We start from the raw sequence: 16,285 nt of genomic DNA on the forward strand, positions 1-16,285 counted from the left end.
AAAACAACCAGTAAACGTTATTAATTTTAATCGGTAAGTCTATGATCTTGAAATTGCTGAATGAAACCAGTTTAGAAAAGGTAAAAAGAAAGAAGGTAGATTAAACATTGCGGATTGAGAAGAATGTATTTTACACGCGAGACTCAACTGCGTTCACAACATAACATAGGAAATAATACCAAACACTCAAAGGGCCAACCTTATTACTACTCTTAAGTATCTTAAAGTGCCACATTGCGGCCTTAAACTTGTTACTTGATAAGCTATTCGTAGCAACTAAGTAATTTGCAACGGGCTCCTCAATACCTATAGAGTCTGTTTTTTCTATTATATTTAACCACATAGCATAGTCTTCATGCCCTATGTGCTGTTGGTAAAATTTACCAAGCAATTTAGCGTTGTATATGCCTGTTAAGTTACCTATACAGTTTTGTTTTAGCATATCCTTAAGAGTTACACGTGACTTTATTTTTTTTATATTAAGAACATCGCCAGACTCGTTTACGCGATAGTATGCACTGTGTGAAGCGTTTACATTATGTATGTTCATCGCTTCAATTTGAGCTTTTAACTTATTAGGTAACCATGTGTCATCACTATCTAAAAAAGCAATGTATTCACCTTGAGCCACTTTTATACTGTTATTTCTAGCTGACCAAGCCCCTGATGCTCCCTTATTCAAGGTATACTTTATACGTTTATCATTGGAGGCAAGCTCTTGTACAATTTTAGCAGTTGAGTCTGTTGAGCTATCATCTGTAACAAGCAACTCCCAATTTGTATAGGATTGGTTTTGGATTGAGCGAATGCTGTTTTCTATCGTTTTTTCAGCATTAAACGCAGGCATAATAATGGAAACCAACGACATTATTATTTTGCCCCGAAGCCTGTCAGCATAGTTTTTAAAGTCTTGAACACAATATTTACGTCAAGCCAAAAAGACAAATGTTTAATATAATAAAGATCGTAAGCAAGTTTTTCTTTTGTAGAGTCAGTATCATCTGCATAGCCATGGACTGTTTGTGCCCACCCAGTAATGCCTGGTTTAACCATATGACGATAACCATAAAATGGAATATCTTGCTCAAATAACCTCACGAAAGACTCTTGCTCGGGTCTTGGACCAATAAGCGCCATATCTCCCTTTAGTACATTAAAAAACTGAGGTAACTCGTCAATTCGAACTTTTCGAATAAATTTTCCAACTTTAGTAATTCGAGCTTGCTCATCCGTTGCAAACTTATCTTTATCACACAACTTTTCAACGGTCATGCTTCGGAACTTATAAATTTTAAAAACTCGACCAGCTTGGCCAACTCGCTCTTGCGTAAATATAATTGGGCCGGGACTTTCTAACCTGATCAATATCGCCGTTACTATCATTACAAAAAGTGAAAAAGGCAACGTTAAAATAATAATAGCTGATTCCCATACACGCTTAAAAAGCTGATAAATAGGGTTTGGTTGCAGAGTTCCTATTGAGTTTTCAGAAAGATGATGAACTTGTACTTTACCCTTGATCATTTCTTTTATACTTTCGGCATGAAAAACTGAGATTTCGTTCAAGCTACAATCTGCAATAAACTTTTCTTGATAAGGCGTTAAGTTCTGGTGTAAATCAACAACTAAACCATGCTTAATAGCAGTTTGATCATAAGGTTCAGATAGTAAGATCGTTTCAATGTTACTATGAGATTCCAAGTCAGAATAATCAAAATTATCAATCACATGCAACATTAACTTTTTATGATTTGTTCTTAAAATCGTTGTTGTAAATAACCAAGCAAAGCTTGATGCAGCACCGACAAAAATTAGAAATAAAGAGTAATCAAAACGCAAAATCAATACTAACGAAAGTGCTATGCTAAACACTGAAAAAATTAACGGGATTATGTAGTATTTTCGATCAACTAAAAGATACTTCGCCACTAAAGGCAAAGTGAAGGCTGTCGCTAGGTAACTTCCCTCAACAAGCATTAAAGAGTTTTTTACAGATTCCGTAGAGTAAGGGAATGCAGAAAAAGCTAACACCAAGCATGCCGTAAACAACAATCCCAGTGTGTGACATACAAATGAATTTGATAATAGTTTATACACGTTACAATCTTTTAGCTTAACTCTGATTACAACCCTCTGAATTAGAGGGACGAAAAGGATGATATTATACTTAGAACCTATATTGAGGGCAATACTGACTCGTAACAATATTGCACGACCAGCAATACCTTTATGCTTTATACATTACTTTTACTTACCTTAACACCATACTTATTGAAAATATCAGATAAAAAAACAGCCATTAATATACAGTTAAAACTAATTACATTTTCAAACATCATTACAAATAAAATTACAAATAACATGTACAATTCTTTTTCTGTAGCTTTTTTAAATGTATTTAATACCAGCATCATAAAAAGCATATACCCCAAAATTCCAAATGAGAAAATGAGATTAAAAAACGCCATATCGACCTTCTCAAAAGTGACTCCTCCAAAAAGTAAGCCTATGAAACTTGTTGCATTAATGTACTCTGTTATCAGAGTCAGCCTACCACTTAAAGCATAATTTAAAAGATCTGTAACTAACTTAAATGATTGAGAGTAAAGCAAACCATACAGAATTAAAGGTATGAGAAGGTACAAGAAAATTAAAAATTTAAATCGGTGCAGCATACCGACAAAGGGAATCAAAACTATAGAAAGAACAGAGGCAAGCATATATGTTCTTGAACCTAACCAAACTGAAAACGCTAAGAAAATTAAAGTTGAAATAAAAAATAATGCTTTTTGATCATACACATAGATTAAAACGGTAATTGAAAGTATGAGCATTGATATAATATTAGGATTTAAGAAACCAAGTGAGTGTTTTATCGAAAAACCATAACTACTAGCCATCATGAAACTTTTAGATTCAATTAACCCATTTAGTGCAAGTAATGAAACTAATACAAACAAAGTTAATAGTATGCATGAAAGAAAAAACAGATTCAGTTTCTTAGACTTCCAGTCGAAAAAGCTTAAAAATAAAGCAAATATAACGACACTCATAACGTCAAAATAAAATAAATTTTTTGTTATTAGTAAATATAAGAGACAAATAAATAAAAAAAGTAAAATTTTTGATATAAACTTTTTCTTTATCAATACATTTGACTTCAATAAAATAAGGAAAGATAAAGCAAAGCAGATAAACCGAATTGCTATAAGAAGGTTTTTGTTATCTTGAAATAAAAGCATGTAACTAAAAAAGTTACTGACGTACATGAAAATGAAAATAAAATATAGCAACATGCTTTCATAGTATTTATTCATTGATTATTTTGCTTTGCCATAGTTCAAGAATGTGTAAATCATCATAGCTTTTTGATGTCTCTAAACCATTACCTATGAGTTCTTTTGCCAGTTTATCATTTTCAGCTATATCAAGCATTGCCCTAGCTAGCTCTTCAATGCTTTGATCTTGAACTAGGATACCATCATAATTATTTGTAATAATATCTGACGGGCCTGTTTTACAGTCAAACGAAATAACTGCAGCACCGCAAACTTGAGCCTCTAAAATCACTAGTCCAAACCCTTCATATCTTGAAGAAAGAATAAATGCTTTGCTCTGTAAGTAATATTTAGATACATCATTTTGAGCACCAAGTAACTCGACTTGACTAGATAAATTAAGCTCAGAAATTTGAGCTTCGAGATTCGCTCTTTCCTTACCTTCACCAATAATTTTAAGCTTCCACTCTGGGCATTTGTGATGTATCAAAGAGTATGCTTTTAATAAATTATCGAAACCTTTTTGTGGGTCTAATCTACCGACAGCCAAGAATTGCTTCTGCCTATCCTCATAAGCAGGAATATTTTTCGGCTTAACAAGAGTGATTGGATTTATTGTCTTTATCGATGTACAAAACTTTTGATATTTCTTTTGATCAGACTCTGTTAAACATAGCACTTTGTGAGCATATGGATATAACAGTCTTCTTAACACGCGCCACACGATACTCGGCGAGTCAAAGTGAATATGTTCGTAACATATTACTTTTTTTGCTAGAAATAAGGACGCAAGTAATGTGAAACAATTTGTAGATGTCCAATTAGTAACAATGAAGTCTGGGTTTGAGTCTTTAATTATTTTTCTTAATGAAAATAACATCTTAGCATTTGATGAAGAGAAATAGCTTAAACCTGAATTTTCACTGTCATCACTATCAAAACCTAATGAATACCTCTTTACTTCGCTTGGAATTTTAAAGAAATCTTCATCTGGACTTCTAAATGTAACTAGCTCACACTGAATATTTTTATCGTTTAAAAAAATATTTATAAGCTTATTAACTACATTATCAGTACCACCGCAATGCATGGCATGATTAACGAACATAATTTTCATATATTTTCTTCTACTAATGTTGCTAACTCTTCGATTCCTTCAGCTGTTTCTTTATCCGCTAAATTAAGCTTAAATTCGAAGCAAACTTTATGATAGCTAGCGACAAAATTAATATTATAATCTGCCGGCAAGCTATTTTGGGGTCGGCTTTTCATCCACTCTATTGCATCTCTAATCTCACCGAACCCATTCAGTTTTCTTGCTAAGAAATGCTTCTTATAAAATGCATCCCCAAACATCGAAACTGGTTTATTTTTAAGAACCGCCTCATAGCCTACCGTACTAGTTAAAGTGAAGATTCCAGAACATTCATCAATAATCTTTTTTGCATTCAGTTCAGGACGAACCAAAAGAACATTTGGTAAATTAGAGAGCTTTTTATAAAACTGCTTATCCTCAAACGCATGAGCACTTTTATGATCTTTTACTATTAGTAACTCCCCTTTTTTTAAGCTAAAAGCAATATTTTTAATGATATTTAGCTCATCATAAAATCGTCCTAACAAAGAGGTCGACGACTCGGGATGATAATGTAGAGGATATAAAAAGTAAGTTTGGGTATCTAATGGCTCAAATTTAGTAAAATATTTTTTTATTCTATATGAGTTAAGCTTTCTATAAACATTTCGTAATCTATATCGGATTGAAGATACAATAGGCTTACCTAACTGAAACCCTGCACTATTAGACCCCAATGAATATTTGATATGAGTTTTAAGACTGTGTATACCCACTTTTTTTAATGCAGGTAAAGCACTTACTTTGCTTAACCCATTATTCTTCATGTAATCTGGCTCAACTTCGTTAATCTGAGATAAATAATTTTTAGCAAAATCTAAATCATCTGCTCTAAAAGTATTCGATAATAAAGCCTGCTCAATCTTATCTGCTAATTCATTATCATCAGTCGAAAAACAGCACATAGATGGTAATCTTGAAGACGTTAGGCCTAAATATTTACCATTTTCAGATTCGATAGCTTTCCAAGCAATATAAGCAAACCCATTAGACACGTTTTCATAAAAACATGTTGATATATTATGCTCAAGAATGACTCGTTTAAAAAAGCAATATAATCTTTCGACGACTTGACTTGACTTATGTCCTGAAAACTCGCCAGAAAAACCATAATAGTTGCCTCGGTCAAAATCTGGATGCAAGCACCAAGTATCTAAATTACTTACCAGATCACTGTCTATTGATAGATCATTTTCGAACACCTCAACAGGGATACCACTTTTATCTAGTTGAAATAATTCTTGAGTAAACTTAGAGTCTGTTGCTATGACAACATTGTTGCCTCGCTGTTTAAGCTCAATTGCCAACTTTAGATAGTACTTAGAAAATGCTGCTGTATTAATTAATATTAAAATACTTTTCAAAACCAACTCTTTATTTCAACACTTGGTAACAATAGAAAGCTTTACTCAGGAATGTAATCACTGATGATAAAAGCATAGCCAATACAATATTCATGAACACATTAATATCTGTTGCTACGTAAAGCCCAAAAACACTAACGAAAAAAACTAAAAATTGAAAAAAATGGGTTTTTAGTATCTTTCTGTCTTCATTTGCAGCATAAATTACATAATGGGGTATATATGAAATAACAATGAAAAAATACGCAATAAGCAATCCCCAAAAGTAGTTTATGTAATTCAGGTACTCTTGCTTACCTATATAGCTAAACAAAAACTCTAACAAAACATAGTAACCGGAGATGATCAATATATAAACAAACACTATTGCAACTGCATCTTTCTTCATTTGATTTAAGATTGCGTGCATATTTTTATTTTTAAAATTCTTTATTTGCTTTGGGTAACTAAATTGAAATACAGCAGAATCAGCAAATGTCATAAAAACATTGCATAACCCAACATACACAGCATATATTCCAACTAACTCTTTATGGCCTAAAAGCTCCAGTATCAGTCTATCACCAGTAAAGACAGCCCTAGCTAGCAAAGTGCCAAAAAATAGAATTATAGATATATTTATCCCTCGAATAATCCACTTTGAATCGATATTGAACTTAAATGGTGCAAGAGAAAATATATCTCTTAAATAATATACACCTATAAAAAGTGCTAACCAACTAGAGAGCAGCCAAAAGCCTAGAATGACTTTTAGAGAAATATAATCTGGGTTAAATACCATTAAGAACACAACAATATATGACCAAAGAGCACTTCGAATAAACAACGTCCAACTTGCTGCAATGACTCTTCCTGATGCAATAAGTAATCTACCTATTTCCTGCCCCAGATATTCGCTAATTACAACCATGCAAAATATAAGCAAAATATCTACTGAGAACACATCTAAAAAGAAAAGCAGTAAAAAAGGAATTGTTACAAGTGATAACGATAATAAATTAAAACTTAACTGCTTAGACGCGATTAAAGCTTGCTCACTTTCACTTTGTATAAAAGCTCGATTCGAAAAAGTATAAAAATCAAAACCGATCAAATATATTGAATAAGTTACAGAAGCAATAAAAATACCATACTCCCCCATATCTGATAGGGATAGGTATTTCGCAGCAAGAAAAATAAAGAAAAACTTACTTACAAGCACACTCAAGCGTAATGCTATATTTATCACTACCTCTTTATTGCTAATTAATTTTATAAATTGGTTCAAAGCTTTCAAATTTAAAGATCAACCAGTCTATTTGTAAGAGCTGTACCAGACTTAATAGAAGACTTTGCTTGCTTGCCTATTACATCATGTAAATACTTTGGTGCTAAGCCATAGCCTGGCCTAATACTCTTTACATTCTCATGTGTAAACACGTCACCTTCTGCAACATCCTTTACTACATACAATGAACGCCTAAAGATTGCATTCCCTTTCTCGCTCTCTTTTCGCTCATAATTTACTTTTCCTAGCGCCTGCCATGCTATTTTACTATCTCTGCATAACTGCTCTAACTCTGGCTTCTCTAACGAAAAACTATCATCCGGTCCGCCACCATTTCTGTCTAGCGTAACGTGCTTTTCGATTAAACATGCCCCCAACGCGACCGACGTAATAGCTGTTGTATTATCTATTGTGTGGTCAGATAGCCCCGTTAGCACATCAAAACGCGTTGCCATATCTGCAACCGTTGCTAAGTTGTAGTCTTCTGCTGGCGCTGGGTAACCGCTCACACAGTGTAAAACAACCAATTCTTTACACCCTGCATTTCTCGCTGTTTCTACTGCTTCACGTATTTCTTCTTCGTTTGCCATGCCCGTCGAAATTATCATCGGCTTACCCGTTTTCGCTACATACTCAATTAAGGGTAAATCAATGGCTTCGAACGAGGCTATCTTATAAGCTGGCGCACCAAGCTCTTCCAACATATCCACTGCCGTAAAATCAAATGGCGAACTAAAAATTGTAATGCCAAGCTCTTTCGCTTTCTCAAATAAAGGTTTATGCCACTCCCATGGCATGTGCGCCTCTTCATATAGGTCATAAAGCATTTTGCCATCCCATAACCCGCCTTTAATTAAAAACTCAGGGTTATCACTTTTCATCGTGATTGTATCGGGACGGTAAGTTTGCAGCTTAATTGCATCTGCGCCACATTCTTTTGCCATTTCCATTATTTTATAAGCGTTTTCTATGTTGCCATTATGGTTTGCTGACATTTCCGCAATAATATATGGTGCGTAATCTGGGCCTATCTTTCTGTTATCTATCGTAATAAATTTTGTCATTATTCCTCACTCCACAACTGGTCGAGTAAATTGCTCTGAATTGACTCTCTGATACCCTGCGCTACTAAAAAGCGCTTGTGATGCCGCGTTTTCTTTTAATACCGTGGCATTTATTATCACATCAGGGTGTAAGTTATCTATTTGCTGTAAGGCATATTTTCCTATGCCCTTGCCAAAATAATCAGCGTCAATAAAAATTGAAATCGTGTATTGACCTTGCGCGCTATTATCAAGGCGAACCACACCCACAGGTGCCGTTTCTTTGTTATTTTCGTCAACAAGTTCAATAATATAAAAATAGTCGTTGTTTGCTGCGAGCTTCTTTGTCATCCATGCTTGATGCTCTGAAAAACTCGGCACCGCTTTATTTAATGCATATTTTCGTGTTTCTGGCTTACACTGCCACTCGTAAACTTGTTCAATATCTGAGGTGATAGCGGGCCGTAACTTTAACCTAAACTCACTCAGTCGGTTAATGGCTTTCACCACTCGCTGTACTCCCTGTCCATCACACAGCTGTAAATTAATTCTCCGTATCTCTTCATACTGACTGAGTAATTCATGATACGTCGGCACTAAATCTGTCTGTATTCGAGATAGGTCTACTTGTTTTGCAGCACCTACCAATGCCAAATTACGGCTAATTGTTTGCTGATTTTCAGCCAGGGCAATAATAATGCTTGGTAGCCCAACACATGCTCGCTCCCACGAGGTGCTTCCCGGTGCACCTATTGCAAGTGAATGCTCGGCCATTAATGCTGCCATATCACTTACAAAATCAATATGCGTTACCCAATGTGAGTGTTGTAACGAAAATGCCTTTACACTTTCATAATTTGGCGCACGGGGGCTTAATAAAACGGTGACAAGTGGCTTTGTGTCAAGCTGCTGTAAAGCCTGCAGAGCTCGAAGTGTCGCGTTTGGTGCATCAATGCCTCCCATCGAAAGAAGGATGCGAGGCGGCTGTCGCAAAGGCGGCTGTTTTTCTACTTGGCACTGTTGGTGATATGTCGCAAAAACAGGCGCAATTAGTGCGTATTGCGTTCCTGCAAGTACCAATGCATTGGCATTTTTTCGGTTATACTCCGCTGCGTGTCGTTGTAATGTTTGATCGATAATTAATTCAGCGTTATGCGCTCTCACTAAGTCATCAATTACAACCACTTTACAATCATGCGTTTCTTTTACTCGCTTGTGCCATAAAGCACCAATACCATAATGGTCAACAATGACTAAGTCTGTCGATTTAATTAAATCAGCACACTCTGCTGCATCATCAAGCTCTGGGACTTGAAGCCAGCCTTGATAGTCATCTGTACTAACAGGTTCAACTGGGCACGCTAGCGCTGAAAGTGGGCAAACATTGTGACCGCGCTGCTTAATAAATGATATTAAGTCACCAGCTTGTGGACGAGTCAAAAAAACAACTTGGTGGCCATTGATTGACAGCGCATCCGCCAAAACCAAACAGCGCATAACATGACCACTACCAATGTGAATGGATGCGTCAACCCGAAAAGCAATTTTTAGCATTTGATAACCTGAAATAACGCTTCAGCTAAATCCCAATCCTCTGGCGTATCAATATCTTGCACTTGCTTTCGTGGCAAAAGTACAGCTTTTGACTTAACCCCAAATATAGGCCGTTTAGCTTTAAATGCGTCCGCTGTGCCCCAATAAAATTGGCCCGCATCATGGTATGCTTCAATTAAATCTTGCGAACGGGTATTAAAGTGCTCCGGTTGAAACATTTCAACCGTGCCTTCGGCATTCAGTTTTAGCGCTCGCTGAATAGGAAATGCATAACTCGTTGCACTAAATGCATAATCCAACTCACCCGATTGCAATGCTTCATACCCTTGTTTTAGGTTACTTGGCAAAACAAACGGCGCGGTTGCATAAAGACAACAGACATTATCAACAGCATCACCCTGTGCCTCAAGCCATTCAAGCGCATGTTTCATAACATCCAAAGTCGTTGCGTAATCATCCGCAATATCTGCTGGTCGCATAAACGGCACCTGTGCGCCAAACTGCTGTGCAACATCGGCAATTTCAGCATCATCTGTTGACACTATCACCTTGTCAAAACACCCGCTTTTGATAGCCGCTTCTATCGAATAGGCTATCATTGGCTTACCATGAAACAGTTTGATGTTTTTTCGCGGAATGCGCTTACTGCCACCCCTCGCTGGAATGATTGCTATATTCACGACTATTCACTCAAAACAGCTGTTAATTGCTTCACAACGTCATCTTGCTGTTCATGGGTCATCCCGTGAAACATCGGGATAGAAATCGCTTCTGCGTAATAACGCTCAGCTTCTGGGTAGTCACCTACGTTAAAACCCATTCGCTGATAATACGGCTGCAAGTGCACCGGAATATAGTGCAAATTGACTCCGATACCCGCTGCTCTTAGCTCATCAAATACCTGCTTGTGTGATTTGGTGATGGCGCTTAAATTCAAACGGATTACATATAAATGCAAACCAGAATACGTCTCAGGCAACTGATACGGCAAAGTAATCGGTAAATGTGCAAGCTTTTCATTGTAACGATTAGCTAACTGATGGCGAGCAGCGACAAACGACTCTAAGCGTGACATTTGCGACACTCCTAGTGCCGCCTGTAACTCTGTCATACGGTAGTTAAAACCTAGGTCAACTTGCTCATAGTACCAGCCACCGTGTGATGGATTTTCCATCAAGGCTTCATCTCGAGTGATACCATGACTTCTATACAGTGCCATTTTATCGGCCAGCGCTTTATCATTTGTGAGTGCTGCGCCCCCTTCTGCCGTCGTGACAATTTTAACAGGGTGAAAACTAAAGACGGTTATATCACTGTATTCACACGCACCAATCGGTTGTGACTGGTAACGACCACCAATCGCATGCGACGCATCTTCTATTACTTTAAAACCATACTCGCGTGATAGCGCATGGATAGCTTTCATATCACAAGGTTGACCGCACAGGTGAACAGCCACTAACACCTTTGGTAACGTTCCCGAAACTTTAGCGCGTTGTAACTTCGCCTCTAATGCAGTAGGACATAGGTTGTACGTTTGTGGATCAATATCGACAAAATCAACCGTCGCACCACAATAAAGGCCACAATTAGCTGATGCAACAAATGTGACGGGTGTTGTCCAAAGAACATCACCCTGCCCTAGCTCCAAGGCTAAACAGGCAATATGCAATGCTGAGGTGGCACTATTAACTGCTAATGCGTAATGTGCACCGGTGGCATCCATTAACGACTTTTCAAATGCAGGCACTTGTGGCCCTTGAGTTAAAAAGTCTGACTTCAATACCTCAACAACAGCGTTGATATCTTCTGCTGTGATAGATTGCTTTCCGTACGGTATCATTTATGCGTTCTCTTATACTTCAAACGTAGGATCAACGTGCTCTTTGACTAAGTGGCGTAAACTTTCAACGGTTTCCCACTCGGTGTTTGTACCTGAGTTGTATTTGAAACCAAAAGGAACTTTCTTCGCTTTATGGTGCTCAAGAAATTGCGCTTCAGTGTACATGTAAGAAACTGACGGTAGAATCGCGTACTTGTCACCTAAATCAATGGTATTAATTGAGTCGGTTTCAGTGAGCATTTCTTCATGTAACTTTTCACCAGGGCGAATACCAACAACTTCAGTCTTACACTCTGGAGCCACGGCTGTAGCAACATCTAAAATTTTGTATGAAGGAATTTTAGGAATAAAGATTTCACCACCTAAATGATGGCCAATCGCAAACATAACCAAATCTACGCCATCTTGAAGGGAAATATTAAAACGTGTCATTTCTTCGTGCGTAATAGGTAGAATACCGTCTTGACGCTTATTCAAGAAAAATGGAATAACCGAGCCACGTGACCCCATAACATTACCATAACGAACAACGCTAAATTTAATGTCTTTTGAGCCTTTAATATTGTTCGCCGCTGCAAATAACTTATCTGATGCAAGTTTTGTTGCTCCGTATAAGTTAATTGGGGCACATGCTTTGTCTGTTGACAATGCAACAACGTCTTTAACGCCGCATTCTAGTGCCGCATGAATCACATTCTCTGCGCCATCTACATTAGTACGAATACATTCTGTTGGGTTATATTCTGCTGTATCTACTTGCTTAATTGCAGCAGCATGAATAATCACGTCAACACCTTCACACGCTTGCTTTACACGCTCTTTATCACGTACATCACCAATAAAAAAGCGTAACTGGGGAAACTGTTGTGGCGGATAGCTCATACGAAGCTCTGATTGCTTCAATTCGTCACGAGAAAAAACAATAATCTTTTTCACGTCAGGGTAACGCGCTAAAATTGTCTCTATAAATTTCTTACCGAATGAACCCGTGCCACCCGTGATTAATACTGTTTTGTTATTTAACATTTTGTTCTCTCTAAAGTGATTTGGTTAAGTATGGATAGTTAAATAACATTACTTAACCTCAAAGTGTCTAGGGGAAACTGAGTTACCTCTTCTAAGAATGTAGTTCAAGAAAACGAGTGCGACTCCCACTACACCGCCAATTAAAGTCATAAAAATACAGATCAATGCTCTTTTTGGCTTAAACTTTTCTTCTGGTATTACAGCGGGATCAATAGTCCTGAATACATATTCATCTCTAACTTCAGAAAACATTATAGTCTTACTCTGCTCTTCAATGAGTTTATAAAGGATCGCCCGCATGTCAGCTACATTCGTTTGCTCGATCTGTTGCTTAAGGTATTCAATATTTTTAACAGAGCTACTAAGATCTCGTTGTTTCATTTTTTTATTGATATCTTGCACTAGCCATCTAACCCACTTTTCAGCAACATATGGGGAGTAATGCTCTACAGAAAGAGTGATCATTCCTGTTTCTTCTGACACATTTATAGACACAATTTTTGTATACTCTTTGTAAGCTTCTTGCATTGATGGTTTTGCTTTTAATGGCCACTCAACCTTACGAACCCACTTTTGAGTATCTTTATCGTATAGATCCTCATTGTATAAAACTTTATTGCTGGCACTATCCCAAGACTCTGCTGCCATTAAATCAGCTAAAAGCTCATGTGAATTAATAAACTCACTAGCAAACTGCCTCGACTTAATAATCTCAATAGCTAATTGTACCTTATCGCCGCCTTTATTGGCATTAAGGTTAATACCTGCAAAACTAGCGAGACCACTAAATTGGCCTGTTAAAGCTGATAACCCACTTGCTGTATCATTATCAGCTGCAGGAGCTAAAACTGCATATGACTTATATACATTTGGTAATAGGAGTGAAATTAGCACTCCTGATAATGCAAACAAGATTGTTATTATCAATACTTTCAACCGACCTTGCCAAATAATAAGTACAAACTCACTAATATTGAGATACTCATCATCTCGTGGGCTCAATTTTTTTTCTGTCACACTATTGCTACCTAATGTTTTTCTTTCAGTGAAATATCAAACTGCACAAGAGCTTAATTTAAATACTACTAATCGCTGCTACGGCTACACCAAGCTGATAAACAATCTGCGTTGCGGTGCTCCACAAGGTTAAGTTGTCCATGTAATCAGCATTCATTGGTACAACGATAGTGTCGCCCGCTTCTAAGAGCTGTGAATCATTAACTGCAAACCAGCTGCCGCTATTTGGAATTTTTACTGAACCATTTGCTTTAATGATATAGATTCGATCATCAGCGGCACGCTCTTTTAAACCACCACTGAGGCTGATGTAATCTTCAACGTCAATACCGGGTTTAAACAAGTGAGAAGTCGCGTAGTTTACTTCTCCAATAACGCTTATTGAGTCACGTTTGCTTGGGACATAAAGCGTGTCGCCATTTTGTAAAACTAGTTTTTGTTTGTTATCTGCAATCAGTGGAAGGTCAATAACTAAACGTCCTACAGCTTCAACATTTGCCAAATCAATAAGTAACTTGTTCATTTCTTCATAAGAAAGGGTGTTACTACTTACGGATTTTTCAAAGCTTTTTGTGGCAATGTCTCGACGTAAGTCTTCTGATAGTTTTGCTAACTGTTGTTGTTCTTGTTTTCGTATTGACTCACGAGTAAAGATAGCTGCATCGGGTTCTGCAAAGTCAGAAAAACCCCCAGCTCTTTCAAGCAGGTTAGTAAGGGTTTCTCCTCGTCGAATGGTGTATACACCAGGAAACTTAACTTCACCTTTTAGCTCAACTTTTACGTTTTCTTGCCAATTAGGAATAGAGAAAATATTAATACTATCTTTACTACGCAATATTTTATTTTCAGCTTTTTCACCTAGCATGGCTGCATGTAGGTCAAACTTGATGTGTTCAACTTTTGACGCATCACCCGCAACAATCCGAGTGATTTCAGCTTGTTCTGTATAAGCTGACTCAAGTAAGCCACCGGCTGCTGCAATAAGTTCATTTACTTCGCTGCCAACCGTTAACGGGTAAACGCCTGGGTACGCAACATGACCATTAATTTCAACAAGTTGCATTGCTGTATTAACAGAAGCTTGCTGTTTAAGCTTTGCTATAATTGGTTTTAATAAGTTATAGCGACTAAAGACTGCGTAATCTTCAGGTTCTAACTCCTGCTCTTCTTCTTTTGCTTTACGCTTCGATATTTCTGCGATGGTGAGTACTTTTTCTTCCTCAAGCTTGAAAGGGTCTTCTTCTTTTAAAACACCAATATAGCGTTCAAACTCTTTATTTTGATATTCGTGCCATTGCTTCACTTTAAATTGCTGTTGCTGTTGCTCTTCGCTTAACGCCATATTTGCAAGTGCAATTTCTTCAGCTTCTTTTTCTTGATAACGGCTAAAAACAAACAGTTTATCGTTTGCTTTTAACTCTAAATCATGACCTTGAGCTTTCACGATAGCTTGGGCAATATCAAATTGAAAAACCTCAATATCACCGGCAACGTTTATTTCACGTACCAGTAAGCCATAACCAAGATCGGCCTGTGGCAGTAAGTCGCCACGCACTGAAGTGAAAATATCTGAAATGCGTTTACCTTGATGCCATTGGTAATGACCAGGACGCGCAACAGCACCAATTAAGCTAACACTATTTTGATACTGTAAACTGATAGGGTTAAAACGAATACGGTCACCATCACGCGGAATATAGATAATTTTATCTGAGCTAAAGTCAACAGATAATACTTCTTTCATGTTGTGATTGTTAAAGCGCTCAACCAACGCTTTTTTAGCATATGCTTGTGGCTTTAAACCGCCAGCCATTTTTAAAAGCTGCTCTGCCGTTTCGCCTTTTTTTAACTCAAAAATTGCTGGACGTTTTACAAGTCCCTCAACAGCAACTTGCGAACCAACAGGCGGGATAAAAACAACATCACCTGGCTTTAATATAATATCGTTACTGCTATCACCCTTAATAAGCAGATCGTACAAGTCAAAATTTGCAACAACTTTACCGGCACGTTTAACTTGTATGTTTCGTAATGAGGCTATTTCTGACACCCCGCCGCTCACAAACAAAGCATGCGATACTGTAGTCAGTGATGACACACTGTAACTACCCGGTTTATAAGCTTCACCTAACACTAAAATACGAATACTACGAAGTTTACCGACCGATACAAACGCTTTAATGCCAATAACTTCCTGTTCAACTTTGGCTTTAATGAGCTCTTTTACTTCTGCAAATGTAAGCCCTGCAACTTGGACTGGGCTAAGATTTGGGATACTTATACGGCCTTCACGATCAACCATCACATCGTAGCTTTCACTTTCTTTACCATAAAAGTTAATAGTAAGCTCATCACCACGGCCAATTAGATAAGTATCTGGGACTGGGGCATTTTCGCTGGGCATAAATGTGGTTGGCTCACCAGCAAATAGCTCATAACCAAAAGGTTTTACTTCATCGACTTTCGGCGCAAAACGTTCATCGTCTGTGAGTTCTTCTTGTTCTTTTTCAAAGCGAGGTTGAATTGTTGACTCTTGTTCAACAGATTCTTTATTAGAGGTTTTGCCTGTTATGGTGGATAAATCGACACCATATTGCTTAGCAAGCGCTTCTTGCTGAGCTTTAGGAAGCTTTTTAAATTGCTCAATTTGAGCTGCTGTAGGGGTAAATGCCAATACTGATGCAGAAGTTAATAGCAAAAAAGTAATAAAGAGTCTTTTAAATAACATCACAAGTAGGGATTTCCATAGTTCTACAGT

At 37.3% G+C, this 16,285-nt stretch carries 13 protein-coding genes; all 13 read right to left on the reverse strand.

The window, feature by feature from the left end; genetic code table 11:
* Positions 1–130: 130 nt before the first annotated feature.
* Positions 131–847, reverse strand: coding sequence for a glycosyltransferase family 2 protein (locus tag D0907_RS14845; protein WP_162898059.1), 717 nt, complete (start codon positions 845–847; stop codon positions 131–133).
* A 23-nt stretch (positions 848–870) separates the two neighbouring features.
* Positions 871–2,097: an exopolysaccharide biosynthesis polyprenyl glycosylphosphotransferase gene (locus D0907_RS14850; RefSeq protein WP_075593916.1), complete on the reverse strand. Its 1,227-nt coding sequence runs from the start codon at positions 2,095–2,097 to the stop codon at positions 871–873.
* Between the two features lie 137 nt (positions 2,098–2,234).
* Positions 2,235–2,903, reverse strand: a complete 669-nt coding sequence (locus D0907_RS21070; RefSeq protein WP_143474487.1) for a hypothetical protein — start codon at positions 2,901–2,903, stop codon at positions 2,235–2,237.
* Between the two features lie 406 nt (positions 2,904–3,309).
* Positions 3,310–4,395 carry a glycosyltransferase family 4 protein gene (locus D0907_RS14860; RefSeq protein WP_075593914.1) on the reverse strand — a complete coding sequence of 362 codons (1,086 nt, stop codon included), beginning with the start codon at positions 4,393–4,395 and terminating at the stop codon, positions 3,310–3,312.
* Positions 4,392–5,777: a capsular polysaccharide export protein, LipB/KpsS family gene (locus D0907_RS14865; RefSeq protein ID WP_118844699.1), complete on the reverse strand. Its 1,386-nt coding sequence runs from the start codon at positions 5,775–5,777 to the stop codon at positions 4,392–4,394. Before D0907_RS14865 ends, D0907_RS14860 begins: the two co-directional genes overlap by 4 nt.
* 10 nt (positions 5,778–5,787) lie before the next feature.
* Positions 5,788–7,005, reverse strand: coding sequence for a lipopolysaccharide biosynthesis protein (locus tag D0907_RS14870; RefSeq protein ID WP_162898060.1), 1,218 nt, complete (start codon positions 7,003–7,005; stop codon positions 5,788–5,790).
* Between the two features lie 50 nt (positions 7,006–7,055).
* A complete protein-coding gene (pseI, locus tag D0907_RS14875) occupies positions 7,056–8,108 on the reverse strand; it encodes a pseudaminic acid synthase (RefSeq protein ID WP_075593911.1) in 1,053 nt (350 codons plus the stop codon).
* A 6-nt stretch (positions 8,109–8,114) separates the two neighbouring features.
* A complete protein-coding gene (gene pseG / locus D0907_RS14880; protein ID WP_075593910.1) occupies positions 8,115–9,641 on the reverse strand; it encodes a UDP-2,4-diacetamido-2,4,6-trideoxy-beta-L-altropyranose hydrolase in 1,527 nt (508 codons plus the stop codon).
* On the reverse strand, positions 9,635–10,321 hold the full coding sequence (gene pseF, locus D0907_RS14885; RefSeq protein WP_075593909.1) for a pseudaminic acid cytidylyltransferase: 687 nt from the start codon (positions 10,319–10,321) through the stop codon (positions 9,635–9,637). Before pseF ends, pseG begins: the two co-directional genes overlap by 7 nt.
* 2 nt (positions 10,322–10,323) lie before the next feature.
* The gene (gene pseC / locus D0907_RS14890; protein ID WP_075593908.1) at positions 10,324–11,484 is read right to left on the reverse strand and encodes a UDP-4-amino-4,6-dideoxy-N-acetyl-beta-L-altrosamine transaminase; all 1,161 of its coding nucleotides are present in this window, start codon (positions 11,482–11,484) and stop codon (positions 10,324–10,326) included.
* Positions 11,485–11,496: 12 nt separating this feature from the next.
* Positions 11,497–12,510 carry a UDP-N-acetylglucosamine 4,6-dehydratase (inverting) gene (gene pseB / locus D0907_RS14895; protein ID WP_075593907.1) on the reverse strand — a complete coding sequence of 338 codons (1,014 nt, stop codon included), beginning with the start codon at positions 12,508–12,510 and terminating at the stop codon, positions 11,497–11,499.
* A gap of 48 nt (positions 12,511–12,558) precedes the next feature.
* Positions 12,559–13,527 carry a Wzz/FepE/Etk N-terminal domain-containing protein gene (locus D0907_RS14900; RefSeq protein ID WP_075593906.1) on the reverse strand — a complete coding sequence of 323 codons (969 nt, stop codon included), beginning with the start codon at positions 13,525–13,527 and terminating at the stop codon, positions 12,559–12,561.
* Positions 13,528–13,585: 58 nt separating this feature from the next.
* The gene (locus D0907_RS14905) at positions 13,586–16,255 is read right to left on the reverse strand and encodes an SLBB domain-containing protein (RefSeq protein WP_118844701.1); all 2,670 of its coding nucleotides are present in this window, start codon (positions 16,253–16,255) and stop codon (positions 13,586–13,588) included.
* Positions 16,256–16,285: the final 30 nt, after the last annotated feature.

The organism is Pseudoalteromonas lipolytica (assembly GCF_003515105.1).
In the GTDB taxonomy this organism is placed as follows: domain Bacteria; phylum Pseudomonadota; class Gammaproteobacteria; order Enterobacterales; family Alteromonadaceae; genus Pseudoalteromonas; species Pseudoalteromonas lipolytica.